Source organism: Paenarthrobacter sp. PH39-S1 (assembly GCF_030063245.1).
Lineage (GTDB): Bacteria > Actinomycetota > Actinomycetes > Actinomycetales > Micrococcaceae > Arthrobacter_M.
This window is the reverse complement of the sequence record NZ_JASISR010000012.1, coordinates 32,146-59,111: the sequence shown is the minus strand read 5'-3', so window position 1 is coordinate 59,111 and position 26,966 is coordinate 32,146. Positions and strand designations below refer to the sequence as shown.

General features: G+C 59.8%; 19 protein-coding genes. 12 read left to right on the top strand and 7 right to left on the bottom strand.

The window, feature by feature from the left end:
- The first annotated feature begins 177 nt into the window (after positions 1 to 177).
- The 4 genes from QMG52_RS09550 to QMG52_RS09535 all read left to right on the top strand — a co-directional run bounded on the left by QMG52_RS09550 (position 178) and on the right by QMG52_RS09535 (position 4,944).
- Positions 178 to 1,392: a putative type IV secretion/conjugal transfer ATPase gene (locus QMG52_RS09550; RefSeq protein ID WP_283560180.1), complete on the top strand. Its 1,215-nt coding sequence runs from the start codon at positions 178 to 180 to the stop codon at positions 1,390 to 1,392.
- Positions 1,392 to 3,203 carry a type IV secretory system conjugative DNA transfer family protein gene (locus tag QMG52_RS09545; RefSeq protein ID WP_283560179.1) on the top strand — a complete coding sequence of 604 codons (1,812 nt, stop codon included), beginning with the start codon at positions 1,392 to 1,394 and terminating at the stop codon, positions 3,201 to 3,203. Before QMG52_RS09550 ends, QMG52_RS09545 begins: the two co-directional genes overlap by 1 nt.
- A 9-nt stretch (positions 3,204 to 3,212) precedes the next feature.
- Positions 3,213 to 3,698 (top strand): hypothetical protein, encoded by a 486-nt coding sequence (locus QMG52_RS09540; RefSeq protein ID WP_283560178.1) that lies wholly within the window; start codon positions 3,213 to 3,215, stop codon positions 3,696 to 3,698.
- Positions 3,699 to 3,894: 196 nt separating this feature from the next.
- A complete protein-coding gene (locus QMG52_RS09535; protein WP_283560177.1) occupies positions 3,895 to 4,944 on the top strand; it encodes an ArdC-like ssDNA-binding domain-containing protein in 1,050 nt (349 codons plus the stop codon).
- A 351-nt stretch (positions 4,945 to 5,295) separates the two neighbouring features.
- On the opposite strand, the gene QMG52_RS09530 is transcribed toward QMG52_RS09535, so the two are convergent.
- Positions 5,296 to 6,342: a YopA family protein gene (locus QMG52_RS09530; protein ID WP_283560176.1), complete on the bottom strand. Its 1,047-nt coding sequence runs from the start codon at positions 6,340 to 6,342 to the stop codon at positions 5,296 to 5,298.
- A gap of 575 nt (positions 6,343 to 6,917) precedes the next feature.
- On the opposite strand from QMG52_RS09530, the gene QMG52_RS09525 reads away from it, so the two are divergent.
- A complete protein-coding gene (locus QMG52_RS09525) occupies positions 6,918 to 7,616 on the top strand; it encodes a DUF8453 domain-containing protein (protein WP_283560175.1) in 699 nt (232 codons plus the stop codon).
- 587 nt (positions 7,617 to 8,203) lie between these two features.
- Here the strand turns inward: QMG52_RS09525 and QMG52_RS09520 are convergent.
- Genes QMG52_RS09520 through QMG52_RS09510 form a run of 3 tightly spaced genes read right to left on the bottom strand, consistent with a single transcriptional unit; the run spans position 8,204 to position 12,866 of the window.
- Entirely contained in the window at positions 8,204 to 8,734 is a 531-nt protein-coding gene (locus QMG52_RS09520; RefSeq protein WP_283560174.1) for a hypothetical protein, read from the bottom strand.
- Between the two features lie 29 nt (positions 8,735 to 8,763).
- Positions 8,764 to 12,312, bottom strand: coding sequence for a MobF family relaxase (mobF, locus tag QMG52_RS09515; RefSeq protein ID WP_283560173.1), 3,549 nt, complete (start codon positions 12,310 to 12,312; stop codon positions 8,764 to 8,766).
- Positions 12,309 to 12,866 (bottom strand): hypothetical protein, encoded by a 558-nt coding sequence (locus QMG52_RS09510; protein WP_283560172.1) that lies wholly within the window; start codon positions 12,864 to 12,866, stop codon positions 12,309 to 12,311. Before QMG52_RS09510 ends, mobF begins: the two co-directional genes overlap by 4 nt.
- A 1,397-nt stretch (positions 12,867 to 14,263) precedes the next feature.
- Here QMG52_RS09510 and QMG52_RS09505 point away from each other — a divergent pair.
- From QMG52_RS09505 to QMG52_RS09490, 5 genes are read left to right on the top strand one after another with little or no spacing between them, the layout of a single operon-like run.
- A complete protein-coding gene (locus QMG52_RS09505; RefSeq protein ID WP_283560171.1) occupies positions 14,264 to 14,614 on the top strand; it encodes a hypothetical protein in 351 nt (116 codons plus the stop codon).
- Positions 14,542 to 14,925: a transposase gene (locus QMG52_RS22220; RefSeq protein WP_502920484.1), complete on the top strand. Its 384-nt coding sequence runs from the start codon at positions 14,542 to 14,544 to the stop codon at positions 14,923 to 14,925. Before QMG52_RS09505 ends, QMG52_RS22220 begins: the two co-directional genes overlap by 73 nt.
- Positions 14,926 to 14,975: 50 nt before the next feature.
- On the top strand, positions 14,976 to 19,889 hold the full coding sequence (locus QMG52_RS09500) for a DEAD/DEAH box helicase (protein WP_283560170.1): 4,914 nt from the start codon (positions 14,976 to 14,978) through the stop codon (positions 19,887 to 19,889).
- Positions 19,886 to 21,883: a GNAT family N-acetyltransferase gene (locus QMG52_RS09495; RefSeq protein ID WP_283560169.1), complete on the top strand. Its 1,998-nt coding sequence runs from the start codon at positions 19,886 to 19,888 to the stop codon at positions 21,881 to 21,883. The genes QMG52_RS09500 and QMG52_RS09495 overlap by 4 nt, the downstream gene beginning before the upstream one ends.
- Positions 21,880 to 22,338: an ASCH domain-containing protein gene (locus QMG52_RS09490; RefSeq protein ID WP_283560168.1), complete on the top strand. Its 459-nt coding sequence runs from the start codon at positions 21,880 to 21,882 to the stop codon at positions 22,336 to 22,338. The genes QMG52_RS09495 and QMG52_RS09490 overlap by 4 nt, the downstream gene beginning before the upstream one ends.
- A gap of 265 nt (positions 22,339 to 22,603) precedes the next feature.
- Here QMG52_RS09490 and QMG52_RS09485 read toward each other — a convergent pair whose 3' ends face one another.
- The 3 genes from QMG52_RS09485 to QMG52_RS09475 all read right to left on the bottom strand — a co-directional run bounded on the left by QMG52_RS09485 (position 22,604) and on the right by QMG52_RS09475 (position 24,752).
- A complete protein-coding gene (locus tag QMG52_RS09485; RefSeq protein ID WP_283560167.1) occupies positions 22,604 to 23,350 on the bottom strand; it encodes a DUF4192 family protein in 747 nt (248 codons plus the stop codon).
- Positions 23,335 to 23,628 carry a hypothetical protein gene (locus tag QMG52_RS09480; protein WP_283560166.1) on the bottom strand — a complete coding sequence of 98 codons (294 nt, stop codon included), beginning with the start codon at positions 23,626 to 23,628 and terminating at the stop codon, positions 23,335 to 23,337. Before QMG52_RS09480 ends, QMG52_RS09485 begins: the two co-directional genes overlap by 16 nt.
- A 65-nt stretch (positions 23,629 to 23,693) precedes the next feature.
- Positions 23,694 to 24,752, bottom strand: coding sequence for a DUF4192 domain-containing protein (locus QMG52_RS09475; protein ID WP_283560165.1), 1,059 nt, complete (start codon positions 24,750 to 24,752; stop codon positions 23,694 to 23,696).
- Positions 24,753 to 25,142: 390 nt separating this feature from the next.
- Here QMG52_RS09475 and QMG52_RS09470 point away from each other — a divergent pair, with 390 nt between their 5' ends.
- Positions 25,143 to 25,634, top strand: coding sequence for a hypothetical protein (locus QMG52_RS09470; RefSeq protein WP_283560164.1), 492 nt, complete (start codon positions 25,143 to 25,145; stop codon positions 25,632 to 25,634).
- Entirely contained in the window at positions 25,631 to 26,659 is a 1,029-nt protein-coding gene (locus QMG52_RS09465; RefSeq protein WP_283560163.1) for a hypothetical protein, read from the top strand. Before QMG52_RS09470 ends, QMG52_RS09465 begins: the two co-directional genes overlap by 4 nt.
- Positions 26,660 to 26,966: the final 307 nt, after the last annotated feature.

Below are 26,966 nucleotides of genomic sequence, written 5' to 3'. Positions count from 1 at the left end.
CGACGACGGCGCGAGAGCCCGCCGTCCGACTCACCGGGCGAGTCGATGTGGGACCGACTGGTACATACCGATGAGGGCGGATCAACTTCACGCTCGAAGGGAGATTGGGGGAGCAGAGAAGCGGCATCACTGCGGGGCCCGCATCGCCTGCGACCGGCTCCGCACCGGGCCTCGACTATGACGTTTGCCGCGGCATATCCATTCCTGACCGAATCGGGATTGGGACATGAGGGAACGTACATTGGCACGGACGTGTTCGGCTCCGGCGCGTTCTCCTACGATCCGTGGATCCTGTACGACAAGGGCGTGATCAGCGGGCCCTCCATCGTGGTCATCGGCACCGTCGGGACCGGAAAGTCCATGTGCGGCAAATCGCTCGTCGCTCGGTCGGTAACGCTTGGACGGAAGGCGGCCGTGGCATCGGACCCGAAAGGGGAGTGGGTGCCGGTCGCTGAGGCGCTGGGCGGGAAAGTCATCTCCGTCGGACCCGGCAAACCCGCCAGAGTAAACCCCCTCGATGCCGGGCCCAGGTCCAACTTGTTGTCCGATGACCAATGGCAGGCCGTGGTGCGGCAACGCCGTCGGCACCTTCTGGTTGCACTGGTGTCGTTGATGCGCCAGGGCCAACCCATGAGCCCGGTGGAACACACAGCCCTCGACATGGCCCTGACCGATGCCGTAGCGGCGAACGGCACGCCCACGTTGCCCATGGTGCTGGAGTACCTGCTCAACCCCACCCCGGCGACAGTGGCGCTGGTTGGGCGCGAGGGAGGAACCGGCGTCGGCCATTCACTGCGGCGGACCGTTGCCGGTGATCTGGAGGGCATGTTTGACGCCCCATCCACAGTGGCGTTCGATGCGGATGCACCCATCATGGTCATGGATACCTCCGCCCTGATCGGGGCCTCCGAGCAGGCGCTCTCCCTAGCCGCGGCGTGCGGCGCGACCTGGCTGGAAGCGGCGGTGACGAACCCCGACGGCGCCAAAAGGATCGTGGTCTACGACGAGGGCTGGCGAATGCTTGCGGACCCCTACATGCTGGCGAAAATGAGCGAACAATGGCGCCTGGCACGCACCTACGGAATCGCGAACCTGCTCATCATGCACAAAGTCGCCGACCTCAATGAAATCGGCGACGGCACCAGCGGGCTGAGGCAGAAAGCGCTCGGACTGCTCACCGAGGCCGACACCCGCATCATCTACCGGCAAAAACACGACGCGATGCGCCTGACCAAGGAAGCACTCGGTCTGACAGAGGCTGAGTGCGAGCACGTCGAGAACCTGCCCAAAGGCATGGGGCTCTGGAAGGTCGGCAACAGATCATTCATCGTGGCCAACCGAATCACCACGGACGAGCTGGCCGTCTTCGGCACAGACCAAGGGATGCTCTAATGCACCGCCGACTCGATGACGGCAACCCGCTGCTGAACGCCGCCTTGATCGCAGCAGCCGTTTACCTGGGATTCTCGTTCATCGTTCAACTGGCCGCTGCAACCGTGGTGGGGTGGGGATGCCAGTCCTCGGTTGCTTGGACCTTTAGCCCCGCCGCGGGCGTCGGACTATTCATCGGCCGCATGAGCTGGATCGTAGAGACCCCTGCCGGATGTACCGTCGGTACTCCAAACGTGTGGTTCGTCATCGCCCCCGCGCTCGCAATGTTGGCACTGCTGGCGCTGGGTGGGTATTTCCTGTGGCGGAGCTGGCGTCAATCCGGGTCCTGGCTGCGGCGGGACATCCTCAGCCGTGAGGGCGTTGCCCGGCGTGCGGAGATCGTCCGTGACTTCGGCGCCCGCGCCGTCGTCAAACACGGCCGGTTCACCCGCCCTGGACTTGAAAAGCCACGGGTGGAGGAAGTCTCCTGGACGGTTGGCCGGTCCCGCGGTGTCACCGTGCACGTCTCCACGGAGGAGTCGATGGTCATTCAAGGCGCGCCCAGGTCGGGCAAGGGGTTGTACGTCATCATCAACGCCATCCTCGATGCACCGGGCGCCGTCGTAACAACGTCGACCAGGGCCGACAACTTGGTGGTGACGATGCGCGCCCGAGCCTCCGGCAGTCGGCCAGTCACCGTGTTCGATCCACAAGGCATGTCGGGGTTGCCAACGACTCTACGATGGTCGCCGGTCAGGGGCTGCGAGGACCCGGACATGGCCACGCGTCGGGCCTTGGTTATCACCGCGGACACCGAATTCAAGGGCGAGAACGCTGCATGGCAGAAACGATCGGTCATTGTGCTGCAATGCCTGCTCCATGCGGCAGCACTCTCCGGCGACGGGGTGAGGTCATTTCGGCGCTGGTCCTCCAGCCCGGTCCTGGCGAAAGAAGCACTGGAGATTCTGGGCCGGCCGGAAGCGGCACTTGGCTGGCAGGCGGACTTGATGGGAATCATTGAAGATGACCCGCGCAACACCTCAAACTCGTGGATCGGCGTTACCGCCGCCGTCGCGCCTCTTTCATCTCCGAAAGTCTTGGCAGCACTTGACCCGCACGGTGAAGCCGAACAATTCGATCCGAAAGCGTTTATCCGTCAACGCGGCACGCTCTACCTGATCGGCACAAAATCCGGGGCCGCCGCAGCGGGACCGTACCTCTCGGCACTGGTCGATGACATCGACTACGCGGCCAGGGAGATGGCGTTCGTCGCCCAGGGAGGACGGCTGGACCCGCCACTCTCGCTCATTCTGGACGAGATTGCGAACCTCTCACCCTGGCCCGGGCTTCCGGTTGCGCTCTCCGACGGCGGCGGCATCGGCATCTCCACAATGGTCGTGCTCCAATCCCTGTCCCAGGCACGCTCCGGCTGGTCCATCGATGAAGCGGCCACCATCTGGGACGCCGCCATCATCAAGATCATCTTTGGCGGCGGGTCGGATGAACGCGACCTGCGGGCCTTGGCCGGACTCATCGGTGAACGCAGCACCACCGTCAATACCCGATCATGGTCCGCTCAGGGGCGCCAAGACGGTGAACAGATCCGTGAAACCCCCGTTATCCCACTGCACGAGATCCGCAGGCTCCCCGTCGGCACGGCGATCATGCTGGGCAGGCGAACCCGCCCCATCCTGCTGGACCTGCGTGAGTGGCACAAACGCAAGGACGCCGCGCAACTCGGTGTGTCCAAGAACGAAACCGAACTCGAGCTTGCCGCGGGGCACCGGCAGCGCCAACAGGCCAACGGGAATTCCGCCCCAGCGGAGGAATAGGAAAACAGCATGGATGAGGAAGAGTCCTTCGAATACACCGTTGGCGGGGGCGCCGAAGACGAATTCGCCGCGATGCTGTTCGGATCGACCGAGGGCAAACGCTCCAACCGGGTCCCGATAACGTACCGCTGGCGCGACATGGACGCCCGCACCGCAGAGGCAGTTTGGAAACACCTCGGACTGTGGGTCCAGTGGCTCGTCGACACGTACCACCTGTCAACTTCCGTGGTGCCTGACTGCTGGTGGAAGCACAGCGACATGGTCGCCGAACTCTACGGTCTCCAGCGAGCGGAGCAGGCCTCGTACACCGAGGACGACGGCGGGTTCGGCCCCATCACGTTCCACGAACGGCTGACATCGAGCATTGAGCGCATGCGTGAACACACCCGCACGGCAGGCTGCGTGGGCCTGCAGGCACACCGGGAACCGTCGCGTCGAAACCTGCCGCCGGACGGGCCTGGCTCATCGAGCTGGGGCCCCGAGCCACGAGGCTAAACCTGCACCATGCCGTTCCCGTTTCACAACACCATGAACAGGTAGCCGGGCGGAAAGCCCGGCACGTGGAGTTGTGGAGGTCGCGGCAATGGGTACCAACTCGTTGGAATCCGAGGTTCCGGAAGGCTACGGACCAGTGGACCATCACGCCGCCCCGCCGCCAACCCATCCGGGCCCTGAAGAACGAGTTGCTACTTTGACGCAAGGCCTCGTGGACCTCCTGGACCAGGCAGTCAACGAACCATGGCGCTGGCAAAAACTCCTCGACAACTCCGCCACCCTTTGGCGTTACTCCGGCGGCAACGCCGCCATGTTGATGGTCCAGATGGCGCAACGCGGCAAGGAACCACCAACACTCGTCGCCGGATACAAGGAATGGGAACGCCACGGCCGCTATGTACTCAAGGGCGAAGGTGCACTCTGGGTCATCGCACCGCGAACAGCCCGAGCAATAGCGGACGAAGAAGTGGACCATCGACCGGCGCCCGGGCCTGACGTTATGGGAGGAACCGTTGAGCCGCAACGTGCCCGCATCGTCGGCTGGCGTGGACAGGCAGTCTTCGACGTCTCGCAAACCGATGGGGAGCCACTTTTGGTTCCACGCAAAGACACAGGACTCCCGCAGCCCGTCGGAACGACGCACGAGGAATTGTGGGAGTCACTGGTAGCCGCCGCCGGCAACCGCGGGTTCTCCGTCGAGGTTTCCGACGGCCAACGCTCGCTGGCCAGCGGCTATACCAACTTTGGTGATCACCTCATCAGCATTGGGGCATGGCTCGACAATGAGGAACGCACTGCCGTACTCGCCCACGAACTTGCACACGTTTTGCTCCACGGCCCCGACGATCTCCTCGGGCAGCTCTACGGCAGCAGCGTCGAGCACCGCGGACTCGCCGAAATCGAGGCCGAATCCGTTGCCTACACAGTGCTCAAGGCGCACGACATCGATCGAAGCGGGCAGTCGTCCAGTTACCTGGCGGGCTGGGCCGACGCCGTCCTCGTCGCCGAAGCGGATTCCATCCTGCAATCAGCAAACGGCTGCAAGCTGCTATCCCGAACCGACATCGCCAAGTCAGTGCTGGGCCGGGTAACGTCGGCATCCAAATGCATCTTGGACGTTACGGCGCCCATCGCCGCCGGCGGACGCCTTGCTACTCTCAGCGCGGACACCCGGATTGATTTGAATTTCCCGCCCCGTGCGACTGAACCAAGGTTGCATCCAAACCAGGGGGTGTCCTTGGGCTAGAACGAGCAGTGTTCGAGTTTGTATTGTAAGGTCTACTTTCAAATATCACGAAAAATAGCCTGGGACATGCGCTGGGGCTGCCTGCTCTTCAATATCCTTCTCCTGGTCAAGCGCGCCGAATTCGAATCCGACTTAGCTCGCGCAACGCACCCGCGACAGCATGCGGACGAGCAAAGCCAATGGCCGGTCCGGCAGCAAACAACCCAAACTCACAAAAGTCAGGAAACCTACCTCCTGTCCATCCATAGGGGAGGACGAAAACTCGACCGTCGAGTTTGCGGAACTATTCGAGTCGCATACTGCACCGTGCACCGAACTGTTCAACGGACAGCGTGACAGCAGGAGGGTCGCTCAGGGACCGATATCCTCACTTCCTTTGTTCCACGGAGACGGATCGGATTCTCCAACCCATCCGCGCACGCGCGTGCGGTCCGCCACTCTTCCCTCGTATCCCAAGTAATGCAGAACCAGCAGGTCTAGGTATCGCCGTGCCAGACGAGACGTCTCAGCAATGAGAGCGGGCCTGCTGTACAGGTCTTCGGTATTTTTTGGGTGTGTTAGACGATCTCTGATATCTACAATTACCAGTGGCCCGTCGCCCAACCCGTGTTCTCGCGAATACTCAGCGAGGCAAGGAGAGCGCAGGGGATTGAGGTGGATGGGAATTGATGCATTGCTGAGAAGCCTCCTGATCCGCCAATCAGATCTACGGCCACGCCAGTTTGCCTCTGTGAGTCTCTCGGTCAGAACCTCGGTGGCCCACGATAAGTTCTCAATCGCTGCCAAACTCGTCATCAGTCGCTGCTCGACAAAGGCGCCTTCCCCCGAGGCAATCGCCGAAGTGACAAGAAACGAGAGGTGACGCCTCGCGCCGGCATCTTCCCAACGATCAACCCAGTTATGAAGAAACGACCATAGATCCTCGGGGCGGTGATTCACCCACCATCTGCCTGACCCGTGCATCGGCGGATCAATATGCAAGGGAGTCCACTCGGACCAGATCGCTTCGCCAATGTTGGAGAATCCAACAGGTAAAATTGGTGCGACCCATCGGCTGAGAGCAAAGCTCATGACCAGCTGCATACATATGAGAAACTCAGCAACATCGGATGCTGAGAACAACGTTTCGTCCGCTCTCCTGACTTGCATCACATGGGTGGCGACGTTGAGATAACCTGCTTTGGCCATCTTGAACACCTCATCGAGATCGGGCCGAGCGTCTATTCGACACCGCCAGATACCGAAATCCAGTTCGTGCCGTCCTCCCCATTCCTGCCACCCGCCATCAGGCATGATTTGGCGCAGCTTGTCTCCGAAAGGGATGTGCGGAAGATTGATCCAATGAACTATTACGCGGTCTAGGATTTCTTCCGTATCAGCGGGGTCGGGTTGTTTCATGACGAAGCCCCTACCGGCTGACGTCTGGGCCACACGCAAGGATAAAGGGCGACCAAGAAAGTTGATTCTAATCGACTCCGGTTCCTCTGTCACACGAAAACTCCACGGATCGTCACCATTGTCTTGGAGACCTTCGGCCTCGACGGACCAGTGGAGGTGGGACCCGGCGCGTACGATGAGCTGAATCAGCCCCTTGGTTCGGGGAGTAATGTGCAATCCAGCCACATATTGAATGGGTCCGTTGAAAAGATTGAAGGTATCTGACGGGGCGGACCAAGGGAGCACCGGCTGGAGTGGCATAACGAACGTGGACATGCCTCCATGGTCCGTCACAAAAGCGCTATTCCCCTTACAGCACGCAATGTATGCCGCAAGGTTTTTCAGCTCCGACGGGACACTCAGCGTTGGGAGTCGAATTTTTCCCAGTGCAAAGAGCTTTCAGCGCCTTGTGGCGCTCTTGGGCCCCTCACAGCCCTGGTCCCAAGTGACGGCTAAAGTCATCGCCGAGGAAGACGAACGAGGGGACACGGAGCGGAAGCATCGGACCTGTCGCTCCCCAACCCTAGGATGAGTCCGTGACTGCAAATGAACTCGCCCAGCGCGCTAACGATATTGCTCAGTCCGCAGCCACTGCCACATGGTGGTCTGCCGCCGGGACTCTACTTACAGCACTTCTGACTCTTGGATTGCTGGTCGGTGCAATGCTGGCTTGGCGGACTGCAAAACATGCGTTGGACCAGGCCAAGTTCACCCAGAAGCAAATGGAGAGGGACAGCATCGAACAGACGCGGCCCTACGTTTACGCGCACATTGTCCCCGGGCTTGCAGGGATGGCAACCTGGGACCTCGTCATCAGTAACACTGGTAAGTCCACGGCGCGGAAGCTTACTATCAGCTGCGACAGATGGCCTGATTCGGAGGATGAGATCACCATCGCATTGGGAAAAATGTTCGCTACTGAGCAATCGTTGCCCCCGAGTGTGACGCTGCGTACGTATTGGAAACTTGGGCTGGAAGAGGGGGCAATGTGGGGAGACGGCACCAGTGACCCGGTCGGCATAGCTACGGGCGCGACCCTCACGCTCCGGTACACCAGCGACGACCCATCCAACCCCCCATACGAGGATCGGTTCAGGATTGACGACGCGGTTATCGGGCTGACACCAGTCCCTTACAAGGGCCCGGAACCGAAAAGGGGGAAGTCAAAGGCTGAAGAGGACCTTCATAGTGTTCTCACAGCAATCGCGGTCAACGTGGGGGAGATCAGACGATAAGCGGCACAACTACGTGTCGCCGTCGCGGATGAAATACAGAAGCTTAACGAGCTGGGCTATTTTTTTCTGCCCGTTTTGTTTCTCATAAACCATGGAGATGCTGGCGTGCATCGAAGGCCCTCGGGTCACCCTCCAGCCGGTCCTGTGCAAGCCCTCGGACAGAGAACTAACGCCGACTCATAGTGGTCGACCTTGCCGACCACTTATATGGAATCCATCAAATAAAGCAATCCAGTTACCATGATCACACCATCAGCAGCATCGTTGGCTCCCCGGACTGCGTTGTGAAGTTGCTCGAGCAGTTGCCCAATCCGGACATGGAGTTTACCCAAAAGAGAGGTTCCCGTGACGTTGAGATCCTACGTTTACGTCACAGGGCCACTTCGGCGCTGCCTTTGGTCTTCAGCTTTTCCAACGCACTCGTAGTTTGTGGGGTATTTGTCCGGTTCGGAGCCCTCGTCAACGGTGTTCTGACCATTTCGGCGTGCCACGCACATTTGGTCCAGCTGTCGAAGGTCGCTGGATTTCGCTTGACGAAGACTGCAGGGCGAGGGCCGGAAAAGTGACGAGCATCTTGGAACCTGCATCTATCGGAGAGCCAACTGACCAACAGCAGGGGCAACAGCGCGGCAATCCGTTTCGGCAATCCGGTACGTTGGTGGCCACGGCTGACCGATGTGTACCTGTGCAGGGTCGGGAGTGATGAGTAGGACGGAGCCCGGCCAGTAGGTTCCACCTCTGCCTTCGATCCAGGCTGGCTGCTGGTAGCCGAATTGGTCCCAGTTGATTGTTACCCAGGCGCCGGTGGGCTGGACTTCCTGAACGCTGAGGACGGTGACTTCCGCTGTTGTACCGCCGGTTCGTCTCGCGACTTCAAGTTGTTGCCACTGAAGCTGTGCGTTCTTGTTCCATTGTCGAGCTTGGCGGACCTTGATGATCCAGCGCAGTGCCAGCAACGCCAGTAGTACGAGAAATACCGAAGCGATGGTCGTTAGCCATGCAGGGGCTGGCCAGTTTGCCATGGTCGCGGGAACTAAATACGCCGCACCCAAGCCCACTAAGACACTCGCCACGAGGAGGGGCATCGAGATAACCGTTGGCTTAATCATTGGGTTCATGACCGGAGCTCTTCCTTTCGAGACCTAGCTTAGATCGCGGGGCCGACAGAAATAAGGGGTTGTCGCGCAATAGGTTCAGGAAGCGCCGTTTGGTCAGCCGGTGAATGATGCGCCGCATCCTCCGTCATCGATTGGATTCGGCATTCGAGGTCCCTTCGATGTTCCGATTGCTCCCATTCGTAGTTTGCAGGTACTGGACCGAGCGGCTCTGTGGGTACACCTATGCCCCAGCGGTCACGATAGGCGGCGACTTCTTCGACGACGGCTGCCCATTGGTCTGCTGTGACTGTAGATCCGATTTTCTTTTGTAGCGCATGAACCCAAGAAGGACGGGCAGTAAGAGCTTCTCGACCAACACGATCACGGCGTTGAACGGTGCGGGAGCGAACCTGATTGATCATGTCCCTCAAGGCGGCCCGGTCGGTGTGCAGTGACTCTTGAAGGATGCTCAGAGATTCCAGGGATGTGCTGCGAGCGAATTGGCGAAGCCTCGCATGGATAACAGCCATGTGGTCCTCGGCATCCCCGGAATGGCGCAGCGCGTTCTCCAGCACCCGCTCGGCAGCCAGCGGGTTGACGACCATGGCTCGTCGCCACGCTGCTACTCCGGCACCCCAGGCTGGTGATTCTTGAAGGTGAGTGACGCCGTCGGGCATCGCTTTGTCAATGACAACGGTGAGGTGCTCGGCAGCGGCGAGCTGGGCAAGGTAGTCGTATTCGGCAGCAAGTCGCTGGAGTGTGTCGCTCTTGGCGAGTTGGGCCTGGCGGACTTCATGGGCGGTGCGTTCGGAACCTTCGGAGGCTAGGACCTCGCCGAGGATTTGGAGCCAATCCTCCGCGGGCTGTGTCATTTGGGGTTCGTCAACGGCGGGGCTGGATTCGCACACGTATGCGGTGTTGCTGGTGCGGCCGCGGGTCATGCCGACGTAGAAGAGTTCGCGGGTGAGGCGGCCTTGCGTGAGGACTGTGTGGCTGGTGTCCACGGTGATGCCCTGTGAGCGGTGGGCAGTCGTCGCGTAACCCAGTTCGGCCGATGTGAGCAGGTAGACCGGATCCAGCGTGATCATGGCACCGGTGTCCAGTCGCCGAGCAGCGACATGCTTGGCTTTGCGCGGTTGCTCCGTGATCTGGAGAAGGGTGCCGTTGCGCAGATAGTCGCCGTTGCTGTCGGTCAGCGTGCGGTTGTTTTTGCGGGCAATGATCGTGTCCCCGCGCCCTGCGGTCAGCCCGTCGCTGAGAACGACTGTATGTTCGGCATCGACGCGGCCTGACTCGACCAGGTCAGCATGCGCGCGTTCGTTGAGCGTGGTTACGGTGTCGTTGTCCGGGGCGATGAGGATGGACGATTTGCCGTCGTGGAGGTCACGGGTCCAGCCTCGGTAGGCGTCTTCGACCATGCCCGTGAAATCGCCGTGTGAGATACGGCCGTGGGCGGCGTATTGGTCGATAGCCTCGATGTTGCCATCGCGGAGCATCAGCGAAGCGGAGCCTTCCCACTCATGGGTGAAGCGGTGGATGCTCGTCAGCTCAATCGCTTTCCCTTCACGATGCAGCCACCCGAGGATGCCGCCAGCGTCAATCGAATCGAGCTGGGCTGGGTCGCCAACCAGGAGCAGTTTCGCTCCCGCATCCCGCGACTGGTGCACTAGCCCTGCGAGCTGGATGGTTGAAAGCATGGAGGCTTCGTCAACGATGACGAGCTGATTCGTCTTGAACTGCCACTGCGCCTGCTGCAGGGACAGGCTGGCCAGATACTTCGAGGCAAAGCTGCGTGAACCGTTCCGCGCCGCCTCCAATGCGTGGAAACGATCTGCCCTGTTGCCCGCACCTTGCCCGACACTCTCGTAGAGCCACTTGGCGACATTCTCGGCCGTGATACCCAGTTCCCTTGCAAGAACGTCGGCGCTCGCAGCAGCGGGTGCAAGTCCGACGACGGTTCCGTCACCGTGGGTGCGTTCCCAAGCGCCCTTGATGGCCGCCATCGTGGTCGTCTTCCCGGACCCGGCCGGTCCGACGATGGCATCCAAGCAGTTGCCGCTGGTCAGGACGGCCTCCGCGGCGCCGCGTTGGTCTGGGGCAAGCCGATAGCCAGCGGTGTGCCGGTATGCGGAGAGCAAATCGCCGGCTTCGGCCGAACAGACGGCTGGCCCGTTGTCGTCGTTCCTGGCATTCATGACGAACGCTTCGTTGGCGAGCGCACTGGCGTCAGTGTAGAGTCGAGCGCCTGGGAAATCGAAGAGGCTGTGGCCGGCGTAGGCGAGGTCTCCGCGGGCATTCAGCGGGAGGCGGTAGCGGTCGTGGTTGAGAGGAACGGACTGGGATTCTGCCGCGGTGGTGACGGCGTTGATCAAGAAGCGGCGATCGGCGGGGGAATAGCAGCGGATGTCGGCACAAACGCGCTCGGCCTCTGCCAGAAGGTTCCAACGGTTCCAGGTAGCCCTCCTCTGCGCGACTCCTTCGCGGGTGAGTACTGCGGCGGCGTTGGTCCATTCAGGCGAGAGGTCCGTTGCCCTGACAGGCCGCTGTATGGAACGGTGGATGGCGCCTTCGACGACGGCATTCGGGTTCTGCCCCTTGGCTTCAGCCCGCTGCCGCCATCCGGCTCTTAGCGCAGGCAGAGGCGTCGGGGACTCGTCCTTGGGCCTGCGGGTGGACAGTGTGGCTGTCTGGCGGAGCTTGATGATGGTCGTGGCGCTGGGCTGTCGGCCGTGCTCGCGGGTCCAGTTCTGGCTGAGTTTGTCGGCTTCGGCGTCGATGAGTCGCGAACGGTTGGAGAACTCTTTGATGAGCTCCGAGTCAATACCGACGAGCTCATGGCCGAAATTTCGCCGCGCAGTGGTTTGTGGACGGAACTCGCCTTCAGTACCCAGGTCGCGTTGCAGCTCGTCGAAGAGTAGGCCGTTGTAATGTTCGCTGGCGGCGACGACGGCCTTGTACAACGTTCGGGAATCAAGAGTGGTCCACGCCCCGTCGCTGAGCCGTTGCACCCGGTTTACAATGACCAGATGTGTGTGGAGCTGGGGGTCGCCGGCGCGGGATTCCCAATGGTCGAAGGCCGCGGCAATGGCTCCTTTTGTGCCGACGTGGGCGACGCCGTTGCGTCCCGTTCTGGTGTGGATTGCTTCCTGCTCGAGCCACGTGAGCGTGGTGGTGACGGCAAAGTGGTGTGCTTCGAGTATTTGCCGTTGGACCTCTTTGTTTGCGAGTGCCCAGAGCACGGACACAGACTTGGGTACGCTAAACGTCAGATCAAAACCTGCGACCGCGTGGCGTTGCTGCTCCTCGCCGTTCCGGTAGGCGACAGTGGTCCGCCCATATGGTCGGCCCAGGATTACTTTGGTGTCTGGGTGCGCGGCGTGCGTGAATAAGGCGTTGGCATCGGTGGACGTCACTGGATCTTGCAGTTTTCGGTCAATGCCGGCCAGCCCAAGACCGAGCCACCGTCCTTGCGGGGTCCCGGCTTTGATGTAGTAACTGGTGACGTCAGCGACGGGTTTGATCAGGTCATCCTGCATCGTGGTTTTCAGCAGGTACTTGAGACCGACGCCGGCCGCCAGCTTGGCAATCGAGACGGTCAAGGTTCGGTGACCAGAGTGTTTGTCCGCCAACCACGACGCTGGAATATCTCCTTTGTGGCCTTGTCCAACGGGATGCCCAGCCGCGACGATAGCTGAAACAACCTGCCGGCGATCTGCATGAGTTCTTCGGAATCTGCATGCTGGCCGTGGAGCAGCCGTGCGTTGTCCAGCTGCAGCTCGGTGACCTGTGCCTTCAACTCAGGGATCTCACTACAAAGATCGACGTTGACTGTTGCTAGGTCACGGAGTCTCGCATGGAGTTTCCCTAACTCCTGATCGTGCCGGTTGACCTCCCGCTCGAGTTGGTCACGGGCGGTTTGGCGTGCTTCGGCCAATTGACGCTGGAACTTTGTGGCGGCGGCTTCTCGATTTATTCGATTCTCTGTCGCGGCAACGGTAAGCTGCGCGCGCAGTGACTGTGCCGCCTTTGATTGGTGACGGTTGCGCCACTCCCGATCCCGGTGCCTATGCGAGCACTTCGTGGAACAATACCGCTGGGTGGTACGTCTCGGTTCAAACGATTCGCCGCACTGGTTGCATAACTTCGTATTCATACCCGCTCATAGGGCTGGCGAAGCTCTACGGCATGACTGCCCGTCGGGATCGAATCCGACTGGCAGGGCCTTGGGTGCCAGACGTGTGAAACTATGACGCTGTTGATGATTGGAGCGGGGGACTGCTGGCAGATGCCGGTCGGATTGATTTGGCGGCGCGCTTGACTATTATCTGGTGGGCAGCCCTTTCTCGCGCAACCTGATGACGCGGTATCCGGCGTCCGGCAGGTCGAGGGACTTGCGCTGGTCGCTGACACGCTGGGGTCGCCGACCCGCGATTGTCTTCATGGCCGGAACCATGCGTGGAAAGTTCGGTCCTGGCTGCCAACGTAGGAGAGACCCGTACCAACCTGTCGGCAGCGGTGCCCTATTCTGATTCCATGACACCTTCGCCGACGCCGGTCCCCATCGATGTCATCCTGCGAGCTGGCCCTTCCAACTGGTGGGAACCTCTCGCAGCTTTGGGACCTCTCGCTGTTCTCCTTGGAGCTGTACTGGCCGCTGTCCTCGGCTGGAACACGCTGAGGCAGCGGACAAATGCAGACGCCCTCACTCTCAGCCATAAGGATGAATCGGATAGCAAGGCTCTGGAACAGAAGCAACATGCCGATGATCGGTCCGAGTGGTGGAGGCGTGCCCAATGGGCACTTGACCGCGCCTTGGACGGCGACCCGGACACCAAAGCCCTGGGTATGGCCACTCTCGAAGTTCTGGCACACAGTAAGCTGGCGCATGAAGAGGAGCTTGAGCTTTTCGACATCACCTGGGAGGCTGTGAGCGCCATAACATCGGTCGCAGCTCCGGAGACTGACGAAAAGGGTAGACCATTCGAGTTCGTTTTTACGGAGCCTGTTAACGGCTACTCATATTCGTCAGGCTCCGGAGAGCAGTACCCCAGATGGCCGAACGCTGGAGGGCTGTACCCCGGAGATCCATACACGGGTAGGTCGAGCCTGAAGTCGCGCTTTCGACGTTGGATGGGCCGGAGACCTCCCGCCCCTGTGGACACGTGGGGCGGTACACAGGACAATAGAATGACTACTGAGACGGAGGAGGATTAGGCATGGTCAGGAAGGTTTCGGCCCACCAGACTGTCAGGAATCAGTTCGGTGCCCTCCCTATGCGAAGCTCAAGGCAAGCTGTTGTCCCGAAGACCTTCAAACTGGAGGATCTCTCTCCTCAGGATCGCCGGGTCCAAGTCGCTGCTGCCCGCCTCCGCGTCACCTTGGACGAGCGGCTGGACCGCCCCACGCCGCCAGAAGTTGCGGCTTTGGCGAAAGAAGCACTTTAGCCCTGCGCGTCCGCGCGCGACGCCGCTTGCCTTGCATGGCCTGAAGATGGAAGGGAATCTTCCAGGGCAGCCAGATGGAATCGAGTCACACTGTCTGCGTTACCTATTGCTGCAGATCTTCCCCTCCCTGGAACGGGCCCTTCCGGGAGTGCTGATTCAGGTGCTGGTGCTTGAGCCGTTCATCCGGCATGCGGGTCCCCACGGGTCTGCATGCTGTCGGCCGGCCGAACATGCTGGCTGGGCCCGTAACCATAGCCGCAAGGACCCGGTGAAGCTCATTGACGCGATCTTCACTGCTCTCGGGGAACAGAGCGTGACCGTCGCCGGAGCCGAAGCCGTCGAACTCGTGATTCCGCGAATTGCCGGACAGATCATCGAGGACGGATGCACCATCGGGCGACCGTGGCCGAAGAAATCGAAAAACTTCTTGATGGCTTCCCTTGTTCCCGGTTCTTGATGTCCGTGCCGGGAGTCTGCATCAAGACCGCTCCGACGATACTCCTGACCGTCGGCAGTGACAGCAGCTTCCAGACCGCCGGCCATCTCGGCTCCTACGTAGGCATAGCGTCGATCACTGCCGCTCCGGCACCTGACCCTGTCCAAAAATACCTGCTGCCACCGGTCAGTTTTAACGTGCTGTTGGCACAAGGAACACAAACGCGGCTATCATCTGTCTCGCCCGGCACCGCAGCAGCGTCCTCTTCGCCATACCCAGAAACGCAATCCCGTACCGGGAAAAACCCCTCAAGCGGCTTGAAAAAAAGATAGGACCCACTCTGGATGCGGCGCCCACCATCGCCATAGGCGAAGATAGACCCATGCCTTCATCCGCCTTCGCCACCCTGCTCGACAAGCTGTACTTCACCGCATCGGACGAGCATGACAAGGGCAGCAAGTTTGAGAACCTGATCCAGTCCTACCTGAAGCTGGATCCGCAGTACACGGATCAGTTCTCCGACGTCTGGCTCTGGAACGAGTGGCCGGGCCGGAACGGTCAGGTGGACACCGGCATCGATCTGGTGGCCAAGGAGCGGGGCACTGGCGCGCTGGTGGCGATCCAATGCAAGTTCTATGATCCGGCGCGGCAGTTGCGCAAGGAACAGATCGACTCCTTTTTCACCGCAGCCGGTAAATCGGACTTCCAGTATGGGATGATCGTCTCCACCACGGACAACTGGAGCAAGCACGCCGAGGACGCCCTCCGGGGCCAGTCCAAGCCGGTCACCAGGCTGCGGTTCCAGGACCTGGCGGACTCCGTGGTGGACTGGTCCACCTTCGATTTGGACCAGCCGGCGGAAATGGAGCGCAAGGACAGGAAGCGTCCGCGCCCGCACCAGCGCAAGGCCATCGAGCAGGTCCGGGCGGGCTTCGAGACCCATGACCGCGGCAAGCTGATCATGGCCTGCGGCACCGGCAAAACGTATACATCGCTGCAAATCGCGCAGGAGCTGGTCCCGGTGGGCGGGAACGTGCTGTTCCTGGTCCCCTCCATCTCGCTACTACAGCAAACGCTCGTCGAATGGACCGCCGAAGCCGAGGTCCCATTGCGCCCGCTGGCGGTCTGCTCAGACACCAAGGTCGGCAAAAAGCAGGAGGACATGAGCGTCCACGACCTCGCGTTCCCCGCATCGACAGATCCGCAAAAGCTCTACGCGCGCTCGCAGATCAGCACCGGTCAGGACCACCTCACCGTTGTCTTTTCCACCTACCAGTCGATCGACGTCGTCGCGCAGGCGCAGGCGCTGGGCCTGCCGGAATTTGACCTGATCATTTGCGATGAGGCGCACCGGACCACGGGTTTGACGCAGGGGGATGAGGATGATTCCGCGTTCGTGCGCGTCCATGACCAGGGTTTCCTGAAGGCGGAGAAGCGCCTGTATATGACGGCGACGCCGCGGATTTATGTGCAGGAGTCCAAGACGAAGGCGGCGGAGAACGACGTCAAGGTCTTTTCCATGGACGACGGCGGCGCGTATGGTCCGGAGTTCCATCACCTCGGGTTCGGGGAGGCCGTGGAGAAGGATCTCCTCGCGGACTACAAGGTCCTGGTCCTGGCCGTGAACGAGGATTCCGTCAACAAGACCTTCCAGCAGCTGCTCACCGATGAGGACAACGAGCTGAGCCTGGATGACGTGGCCAAGATCGTGGGCTGCTGGAACGGGTTGGCCAAGCGCGGCGTGGCGCAACCCCGCTGGGATGGCGTCGGCACCGAGGTTACCGGCGCCCCGATGCGCCGGGCCGTCGCTTTCGCACAGAACATCAAGGAGTCCAAGAAGATCGCGGGCATGTTCGCCGACGTCACCGGCCAGCTCGCCCGCGAACACGAGGGCTCGCTGCGCTGCGAGGGCGAGCATGTGGACGGCACCTTCAATGTGTTGGACCGGAGCGCGAAACTGGATTGGCTCAAGGCGGACACCGCCACCGGCTCTGCAATAGATGGCCCGGTGTGCCGGATCCTCTCCAACGCCCGCTGCCTGTCCGAGGGTGTGGACGTCCCGTCGCTGGATGCGGTGCTGTTCTTGAACCCGCGCAATTCCCAGGTGGACGTCGTCCAGTCGGTGGGCCGGGTGATGCGCAAGGCCCCGGGCAAGGAGTACGGCTACATCATCTTGCCCATCGCGGTCCCGGCGGATGTGCCGCCGGAGGAGGCGCTGAAGGACAACCGCAAGTACAAGGTCGTCTGGGACGTCCTGCAGGCCCTGCGCGCGCACGATGACCGCTTCAACGCGATGGTCAACAAGATCGAGCTGAACCAGGCCAAGGACGACAAGCTGCAGATCATCGGCGTCGGCGCGGGCACGGACAGCGAAAACGAGACCGACGACGGCGGCACTGACGCGGGCAGCGGGCTCGCCGGCGGAGTGCAGACGGCACTGAGCTTCCCGAACCTGGAGGAATGGCGGGAAGCGATCTACGCCAAGATCGTGCAGAAAGTGGGGGACCGGCGGTATTGGGAGGACTGGGCCAAGGATGTCCGGCAGATCGCCGAGCGACACACCCTGAGGATCGACGGTATCCTCGACGACCCGGATTCCGGCGTGCAGGAGGCCTTCGACGGGTTCCTTGCCGGCCTGCGCGGGAACCTGAACGACAGCATCAGCCGCGCCGACGCTGTGGACATGCTCTCTCAGCACCTGATCACCAAACCGGTCTTCGACGCGCTCTTCGAGGGGTATTCCTTCGCCAAGCACAACCCGGTCTCCCTGGTCATGGAGGACATGCTGGCCCAGCTGGAAAGCAAATCACTTCAAACGGAAACGGAGTCGCTGGAAAAGTTCTACGCCTCCGTCCGGATGCGGGCCGAGGGCATCGACAGTGCCGAGGGCAAGCAGCAGATCATCCACCAACTCTATGAGAAGTTCTTCAAATACGCCTTCCCGCGGGCCGCCGAATCCCTGGGCATCGTGTACACGCCCACCGAGGTGGTGGACTTCATTATCCGCGGCGTGAACGACCTGCTCCGCGCCGAATTCGTCGCCTCCCTGTCCGACCCCGGCGTGCATGTACTTGACCCTTTCACCGGAACGGGGACCTTCATCGTGCGCATCCTGCAGTCCGGCCTGATCAGGCCCGAGGACCTGCTGTACAAATACACGAACGAGTTGCACGCCAACGAGATCCTGCTGCTGGCGTACTACATTGCCGCCATCAACATCGAAGCCACCTTCCACGGCCTCACCGCAGAGGATCGTGACGGGCTGAACGACATCAACGTCACGGACGTGGATGAGTATGTCCCCTTCGAGGGCATCGTGCTGGCGGACACCTTCCAGATGACCGAAGACGGCGACACCCTCGACGACGTGATTTTCCCGCAGAACAACGAACGCGCCAGCAAACAGCTCGCCACGGACATCCGTGTTATCGTCGGAAACCCGCCATACTCCGTTGGCCAGAGCAGCGGCAACGACAACAACGCCAACTTCAAATACCCCACCCTGGACGGCTCCATCGCCCGGACCTACGCCGCCCGATCGACAGCTACAAACAAGAACTCGCTCTACGACTCCTACATCCGCGCCATCCGCTGGGCCTCGGACCGTATCGAAGGCTCGGCCGACGGCGGCATCGTCGGCTTCGTCAGCAACGGCGGCTACATCGACGGGAACACCGCCGACGGACTACGCAAATCGCTGCAGGACGAATTCGACTCCCTCTACATCTACAACCTGCGTGGCAACCAGCGCACGGCAGGGGAACTGTCCCGCAAGGAAGGCGGCAAGGTCTTCGGCAGCGGCAGCCGCAACACCGTGGCCATCATGTTCCTGGTCAAAAACCCCGCCCGACGTACCAAGGCCGGCGACGCGGCGGCTCAGCTGCATTACCGGGACATCGGCGACTACCTCACCCGCGAGCAAAAGCTCGAGATCGTCTCCGGCGACAGTCTCGCGTCCGTAAACTGGCAGCAGCTTCAGCCGAATTCCGACGGTGACTGGATCAACCAGCGTAATGCTTCGTTCGATGAGTTCATTCCCGTCGGGGACAAGGCAGGCGGATCGAGCGCAATCTTCAACACATATTCCGGAGGACTCAAGACCAACCGCGATGCATGGGTTTACAACTCATCACGTGCAAAAGTTGAAACGAACGTCAGGCGTTCCATCGACTTCTACAACAGTCAGGTCGAGGGCTATCAGGCCGCGCGGACCGCAACCTCTGCGCTATTGGCGGACGAGTTCATCGACATGGATTCGACACGATTCAGCTGGAACCGGGCCGACAAGACACAGCTTGCCCGAGGAACCGAATACGACTTTGAAACGCAGGGAATTCGGACAGGAACGTACCGCCCGTTTACCAAAGAAGTCGTCTACTTTAGCCGCCAATTCAATGACATGATCTACCAACTGCAATTGGTCTATCCGGAACAGGCAACGACGAACATAGGCTTCTATTACGTCGGAATGGGCTCTGCCGTTCCGTTCTCAGTGTTGGCGACAGACTGCCTGCCTGACCTCCACGTGACAGGGGCAGGCAGCGGGGGCCAGTTCTTCCCCCGATACACCTACGCGCCCCGCGCGGAAGCTGGCGATGACCTGCTCAGCCAGCTGGCGCCGTCGTCGGACTCCACCACCGGCACCGAAACCGGCCCGGCCTACGAACGCGTGGACAACATCACCGACTGGGCACTCACAGACTATCGCGCTGCCTACGGATCGCAGGTGACCAAGGATGACATCTTCTACTTCATCTACGGGCTCCTGCACTCGCCGGACTACCGCACTGAGTTTGCCGCGGACCTGAAGAAGATGCTGCCACGCATCCCCAAACTCGCGGACCCGGCCGACTTCGCCGCCTTCGCCGCCGCCGGCCGCGAACTCGCCGGCCTTCACATCGGCTACGAGAGCGTGGAACCGTATCCGCTGGAGGAAATCTGGTCGACCGGAGCTTTGATGAGCCCCACCGGCGAAGACCTTCGGGTAAAGAAGATGGCGTTCGGCAAGAACAAGGACCGGACCCGGATCATCTACAACCAGCACCTCACCCTGGCTGGCATCCCCGAGGAGGCATACGAGTACATGCTCGGCTCGCGGTCCGCCGTCGAATGGATCATGGAGCGCTACCAGGTGAAGACAGACAAGGCTTCCGGCATCGTCAACGACCCGAACGACTGGTGCGACGAAACCGACGATCCGCGCTATATTCTCGATCTGGTCAAACGGATCGTTACTGTCAGCTTGGAGACCATCAAGCTCGTCACCAACCTCCCGGCGTTAGTTGTAGTCAAATGATCGACATAAGGACATGTAAGGAGTCAGATCTAGACGCCATAGTTATCTTGGGGAATCGATATAAAAGGTACTTGGGTCTCTTACCGCCGGAGGCGATTTCGAATGCAATAGCTGCGGGACATGTCATTGGCGCTTTCGAAGCTACCTCCTTGATCGGCTACACGCTTTTTGATCTGCCGTATGCGGATATACGCCTTGTCCACCTATGCATTGCTCCCGAGGGCCGACGGAGGGGTGTCGCGCGGAGACTGATTGACGAGATCGCGATCCGCCATTCGGACCGCCAAGGTATCAGGCTCAAGTGCCGGCACGACTATGAGGCGAATGAGGCATGGCCGCGCCTAGGGTTTTGCGCGCAGAGCCAAGGTGTGGGCCGTGGCAAGGATCGAGCCGAGATGACAGTCTGGTGGCGAGACTTCGGTCAAACGGATCTGTTTGCGTCTGCCCTGGAGGATGACGACCGGATCAAAGCTGTATTAGACACCAACGTTGTCCTGGACATGATTCTGGAACGGGGGCTGACGAACCAATATTTCGATTCGCCGGCTGTCGTGGGGGAAGTGTCGTACTGCTTGGCTCCTTCGGTTAAGAATGAACTTGCCAAGACTCCCGACGCGGCGGAACGCACTCAAGTGATGAAGAGCTTCGGGAAGTTCGACGCTATCGCCGTCGACCTCGCGACAGTTGACCATTTGAGCGGGGAACTCTTTGACTCGATAGCCGAATCAGAGCGTAAAAGAGATCCGAGTCTGGAGGCGGACGCCCGAGTACTGGCGGAAGCTATTGTCACCGGTGCGGATGTCCTTCTGACCAACGACGAAAATGCAAGCCGACTGATGGGACCATTAGCGCTGGCAAACAGCGTCGACATCCTTCACCCCTCGCAGTTAACTGCCAAGATCGATGAGCTAAAGGGACGGCGTCGAAATTCTGGAGACAGAATACAAAACACCGTGATCGAAATCAGCGACGCTCCTGCTGGAAGCGATCGGGGGTTAGATCACCTTATTGCAACGCGTTCTGGCGAAACGAAATCCGCCTTTCGACGGCTTTTACGGCAACAGTCTGCATGCGGAATTCGAGTCATTCATGTCTCCAATGGAAAATTGGCTGAGGCGATCCTATCTACACGGGTCACGGACGAAGCTCTCGTGGTTGACATCATTCGGGTTCGTCGGTCGACGCTAGGTCCGACTCTATTGAAGCAGATCCTATTTCAGCTCCGGCAAGAAGCCATGGCGAAAGGAACTGCCCGAATCGTATTTCGGGATCCTCACCCGGGTGGCGGGGAGGAGGCAGACGAAATTTTAGCATCTGAGGGGGCTCGCCAACTCGACGGATATTGGACCATCGCTGTAGTCAACCTGCAGGTATCGGAGTCTGAGCTGACGTCCGGTGTCGTCGGCGCGTTGGATCTCCGACCTTGGGGGGCCCAAAACGCCGTAGATCCAGATGAATATGATCTTCTAGAACGCGAGCTCTGGCCACTCAAAATTACTGATGCTCCTATTTTCTGTTATGTCGTTCCAACTAAGCAGTTGTATGCCAGTGAACTTCTTGGATACGATAGCCCGCTCCTGAACCGAAAATATGATTTGGGAGTGAGTAGGCGGCATGTCTACTATAAGTCACCGGGTAATATGCCCAAAAACCCGGCTCGCATACTCTGGTATGCCAGCGGTAAGAATGGTGGTTATATCGTGGCGTCATCCAGATTAATTTCAACGATGAAGGCAAAACCGGAGACTTTGCACTCGAAATTCCAACGCTACGGTGTATGGTCATTGGCGGATATTGCGGCAAGCGCGGGGAAGAGCGATCGTGCGGGTGCCATTCAGTTCGGGGATACAGAGGTCTTTCGGCAACGCGTCAAACTATCGGAGGCCCAAAGCATCGTAGCTAGACACGGGAAAACGCTGTCTAGTGTCCCGACGCTGAGGGAAATACCTCGAGAGGCCTACGAGGAGATTTACTGGACTGGGATGAAGAAATGAATTTTCCGCTTGCACCAAACCCAAAGGGCGACAGGGCGGTAGCGGTCTTGATATCGATTCAATCGCGCTACGTTCGAGCTATCCTCGATGGCTCAAAAACCATTGAATTGCGGAGGAAAGTTCCCCGAAACGCCCTAGGAATGCCTTTGATCGTATACTCTTCGGGTGAAGATCGCGCCGTAACGGCTCAAGCAGTAATTGTTGGCATAGCCTCCGACACGCCCCAGCGAATTTGGGAGAAATATGCCGATGCCTTAGGTATCACTGAAGCAACATTTATGGAATATTTCGACGGAGCGTCGGTCGCGTTTGCCCTTCACCTCGGAAGCGTGACAGCTAGCCAGCGTCCATTGCCACTGCATGAGCTTCGTAGTGATCATGGAATTGAGCCGCCGCAAAGTTGGCGATATCTCCAAAAAGAGCCGTATACGCGCCTTGTGGATTCAGTTGGTTAAGGGCAACTCGTTTAATCGTGAAATTCTGACTACTGCTGGCGACTTCATGTGTGTCAGTCGGGTGTGGCGGGCACGAAAAGACCGGTCATTGAGGACGTTCCGACAGTGCTTCCGTCGCTGCTTAGTTCTTGCACGACTTAGGGCTATCCTGCGATATATTCGGCACGAGTACCAGACGACCGAGGACCGAATTTCGCGGAAGACTGTGTCTCTCAGAGATCGTCTACAGCGACCTTAACCCTCGCCGATCCTTTCACAGGATCTGTCACAGGCTACGGTAGGCCTTGCGCCGGTCGGTCGCCCAACTGGCAAGGTAGCCCGCGCGCAGCATCTGACGGATGAGGACGGCAAGCCGGTATTGCGGGCTGGCGTCCAGGGCCATATCGATGAACTGGATGGCTTTGCTTCCCCGGCCCTGCCACCAGCTGATGTAGCCGATGGCGGTCAGGACTGCGGCTACGTAACTCGGGTCGCAGTGGGTGTACAGGTGCATGAGCACCAGCTCAGCCCATTCCACTCGGCTCCATCGCGGTGCTTGACGGGTTTGAGCCATGAGGATTTGGGTGATGGGTTCGTCGATGCCGGGGATATCGGCGATCAACCGGTCTCGGATGGCGGGGATTTGGAAGTCGGCGATCAGTTCACAGGTCTGTTGGTCCGTGGGAATTGAGCCAGTTTCCAGGATCGCGTCCCACAGGGTTCTGGCCCGCGACATGGCGACTGGGCCGTCCATGGCTTCGATGAAGCCCTTGAAATGTTCGACGGCGGCACCCGAGTTGGGGTGCGGAGCGGCCGGCGGCAGGGCGACGATGTTTGACGGCTGAATGTTGCTGCAGCGATAGACCAGCTCGGTGTTGAGGACGCTGGTTTCACCTTCCTGGATCGGGCTGCTCTGCTTGTCGGCGCGGGGTTCGTCGCAGAAATAGTCCGCGTAACCGGTTGCACTGACCAGGAAGCCGTCGTAAACGAGGATCAGGCGGTTCGTTAGAAAACGGGTCAGCGCTTCGACCAATCCCGCGTACGGTCGTGGCAGACCTGTTGTCCGGGAACGTCGGTGAAGATGGCGAACGCTACGCCCGGGGCGTTAAGATCGGCAGCGAAGTATCCGGTGACCTTCCACGCATACCCGATCATGTCGCCGTCGGACGCGGGTGGACCGATCCTGAGTGTTGCGCCGGTCTGTTTGTTGTCGCTGGTGATGAGGACGAGACTTTCCGTGGTCCGACTGCCGAGCCCGAGGATGATGTAGCTGATGACGTCGGCCGGTGTTGTAATGCTGAGCGTTTCCATGATGGCTCTCCTTGACGGAGCAGCGGTTTGTTAAGGTGACCGTCAACGGTGGGAATTGACTCGGGCTATGCCATTCCCATGCCTTCGATCCGGGGCCCGTGGCTCATGCGTGGTTGATAGGCGGCGTTTCGGTCCATGGCCCAGGGGGCGAGGATACCGGCGCCGACCATTTGGTCGCTGAGTTGGGCCAGCCGGTAGTTTGGGTCGGCTTCGAGTGCGTGTTGGAAGCACTGGTGGGCGCGCGATCCCTTGCCTTCCCACCATTGAATAATGCCCAAGCTGGTGAGGACGGGGGCGGCATCGGCTCCATCGGCGCGGGTATATAGGTGCAGGAGGAGCTCTGTTGCGCGGTCGACGCGGCGCCAATGCGGTGCTCGTTTGGTTTGGGCCAAGAGCAGATCACCCATGGTGTCGTCGAGTCCGGGGATGTCCGCCAGCAGCCGGTCCCGTACCGAGATGAACTTGAAGTTTGCCAGCAGCTCGGCGGCCTGGCCGTCAGTCGGGAGGTCAGTGTTTTGTAGAAGGTTGCTCCACAATTTCCTGGCGTTGGCGACGGCAACCGGCGGACTCATGGCCTCGATCCGGCGGCAGTGCTTGATCACGTCTTCGCTCACGTCACGTTGGGCGATAACCGGCATCCTGAAGTCCGGGCTCGCCTCGATGCTGGAACCGCGGAACACAAGCTCTGCGTTGAGCTCGCTGGAGGTGATGCGGTCGATTGGATGAGTCAAGAAGGAATCGGACCCCATTCGGATGTAGTTGGCGAAGGACTTCTCGCCAATGATCCAACCGTCGCGCAATCTAATATTGCGTGCGGAGAGCTCACCGGCGAGCCGCTCCATCATGGCTTCGTACGGCCGATCTTCACCGGGAGCCCAGTCGGCATGCGTGAAAATACCGAACACGATGCCTGTGGCCTCGCGGTCGCTGGAAACATATTTGACCACGTCGTCAACGAAGCCGGCCGGGTTGGACTTTGGGGAAGGAAGGTCCACCCGAAGGGTCGCACCAATGCGCCGATCGTCCAGGGTGACACAGACTAGGCTTTCCTTGGGCCAGTAGCCGAGTGTGTGCCCCATCAGACTGATGAAGTCGTCAGGGGTCTTGATGCTAAGCCGTTCCACAATTCCTCCGACCACGCACGGTCCGTGAGCCAAGCTCCTCTTGACTGTTCATGGGGACGAAAACGGGAAACGACGTGACTGGCACCGGTCCATCAGAAGCCGGTTGCTGCCGGCTGTAACGCGGCTCGTATGCAAAGCATGGCGGTCGTCGGCTGTGGCTCCTACGGCGGCGGCCAACGGTCCGCGCACGAGCTGATGGCGCCGTCGTCGTCCTTTGTTTGCACAGGTAGCGTGCCGATGTAGGACCTGACCGTAATTGAACGCTGAGGTGCTGGACATGTCCAGAGCGCAAGCGTTCAATAGCAGGTATCCGATATCCACGGCGTGGGGCCGAGGTAAATTTGATCGACGCCGAGGGTGTTGAAGGCTGGTGGCAGGAGGAGTTGGCGCATGGAAACCCAGGTCTCATCCGAAGGAAGTTCACCGTCTCAAGGTGCGCTGACAGCATTTGCCGAGCTCAATCTGCCAAGCCATCTTACTTTGGGTCGGATTATTGCGATTGTTGAGGGAACAAGAAACAAACCGATCGTGATTGATGTCGCCGAATGGCTGAACGGCGGCAACCTCTGCGGACTGTGGCTGTCGACGGATAGCCGGGAAATTATTTTGCACGCCGCCACGCCGTCAGAGCTTCACCGTCAGCAGTTCATTCTGCATGAGCTCGGGCATATGGTCCTGCGGCACGATGAGACCGCCCGGCCTTCGGATTATGCAGCACTGCTTTTTCCAAACGTCGATGGCGAGAGGGTTTCCCGGATATTGCAACGAAGCGATTTCTTTGACCACATCGAGGCAGCCGCGGAATCGATGGCCGATCTTTTTGCAGCAGCGATACGTGCCAGCACTACGGAGCCGAGATCCTTCGAAAAGATTCTCGGGTGATCCAGGCTATAGCCGCCGGCGTTATCTGGTGCCTCGTAGTATGTTTGCTGCCGGGTTCACGGTATCGCACGGACCATAGCATCCTGGTCGCCGCAGTGATGATGGCAGCGGTCCAGACTCTCAACGTGAAAAGTGTCTATGCCACCGGAGACGGGTTCTTCGGCGGCCGCAACCTGCTGGACCTGGGCACAACGATTCTCATGGTCATTGGAATACGATTTTTGTCCAGAGCCATTATCCGAGCTGCGGATCCCGGCGAAAGCCTGCGCAAACGCCACACCGGTGATCTCATTGCCCTCGGCAGTGTCATCGTGGCACTAATCGTTAGTTTCAGTTTCATAGATGCTCCGAATACCTCCACGGCATTCATGGTGGATTATGGAGGCCAGTTGGCCGCCGCGATTTACAGCGCCATACAGTTTCTGTACATCGGAGTGGTAGTGACAGTCACAGGCGTGATTTGTTTCCGGTTCCGCCGAGACATGTCCAAAAAGTATTTCCGGATCGCTCTTGCCGTCATTGGAGTCGGCTGCTTCGTGGGGTTACTCGACGTGGTGACGGTGCTTGGAATGGACGTCCTGCATCTGCAGGGCAGGCTTCAATCGATGCAGTTGCTTTCTCGTGTCTATGATGTTGCCCAGGTAGCCGCCATTACGCTCCTTTGTGCGGGTCTTGCTATACCACCTGTCGCTCGCCGTTGGGAACGGCGGGCAGCCAGTGGCTCAATTGAACTGCTTCTCAAGCAGATGACGGCGATCTGGGACAGAGCTACGGCGGGGACACCCGAATACCGGCTCGAGATTGGCCAGGTCCCGGCAGATCCCCAGGATGCGGATAATCGACGATTGCATCGGATGATGGTTGAAGTACAGGACGCCATGCTCAGGGATCCGGATCTTGATAAGTTATTGACTGATCAGGACGTTGAAGTCATGGATAGGGTGGAGGAGCATCTAAGCGCTCCTGTTATTCCTCATGATCGTGCGCTAGCGAAGACCCAGCGACAGGAGGGGAACACCGGGTGACCAGAAGTGGAGGCACGCTTGAGGATGTGCGCGGGGCTAAATTCGGCCGGAAGCCCAGTGTCCTGCCGGACCTTTTTGAGGTCCAGGGTGCAAGTGTCCTCAGCTATCCGCAAACAAGTCTGTACCTGCCGGGTCAAGGAACACGTGTTTCCCGATCTCCTTGGGCCTCCATGAGCGGTGGCGAGGGATCCTTGGCCACAGACAAGGGACTCCTGCAGAATTTCGCTAGGTTCTTTAGGATTGATTCGAGCGATCTTCTTGACGAGGGCTATCGCGTCTACCGTCAGGAACGTCCGCTTGAGCGCCC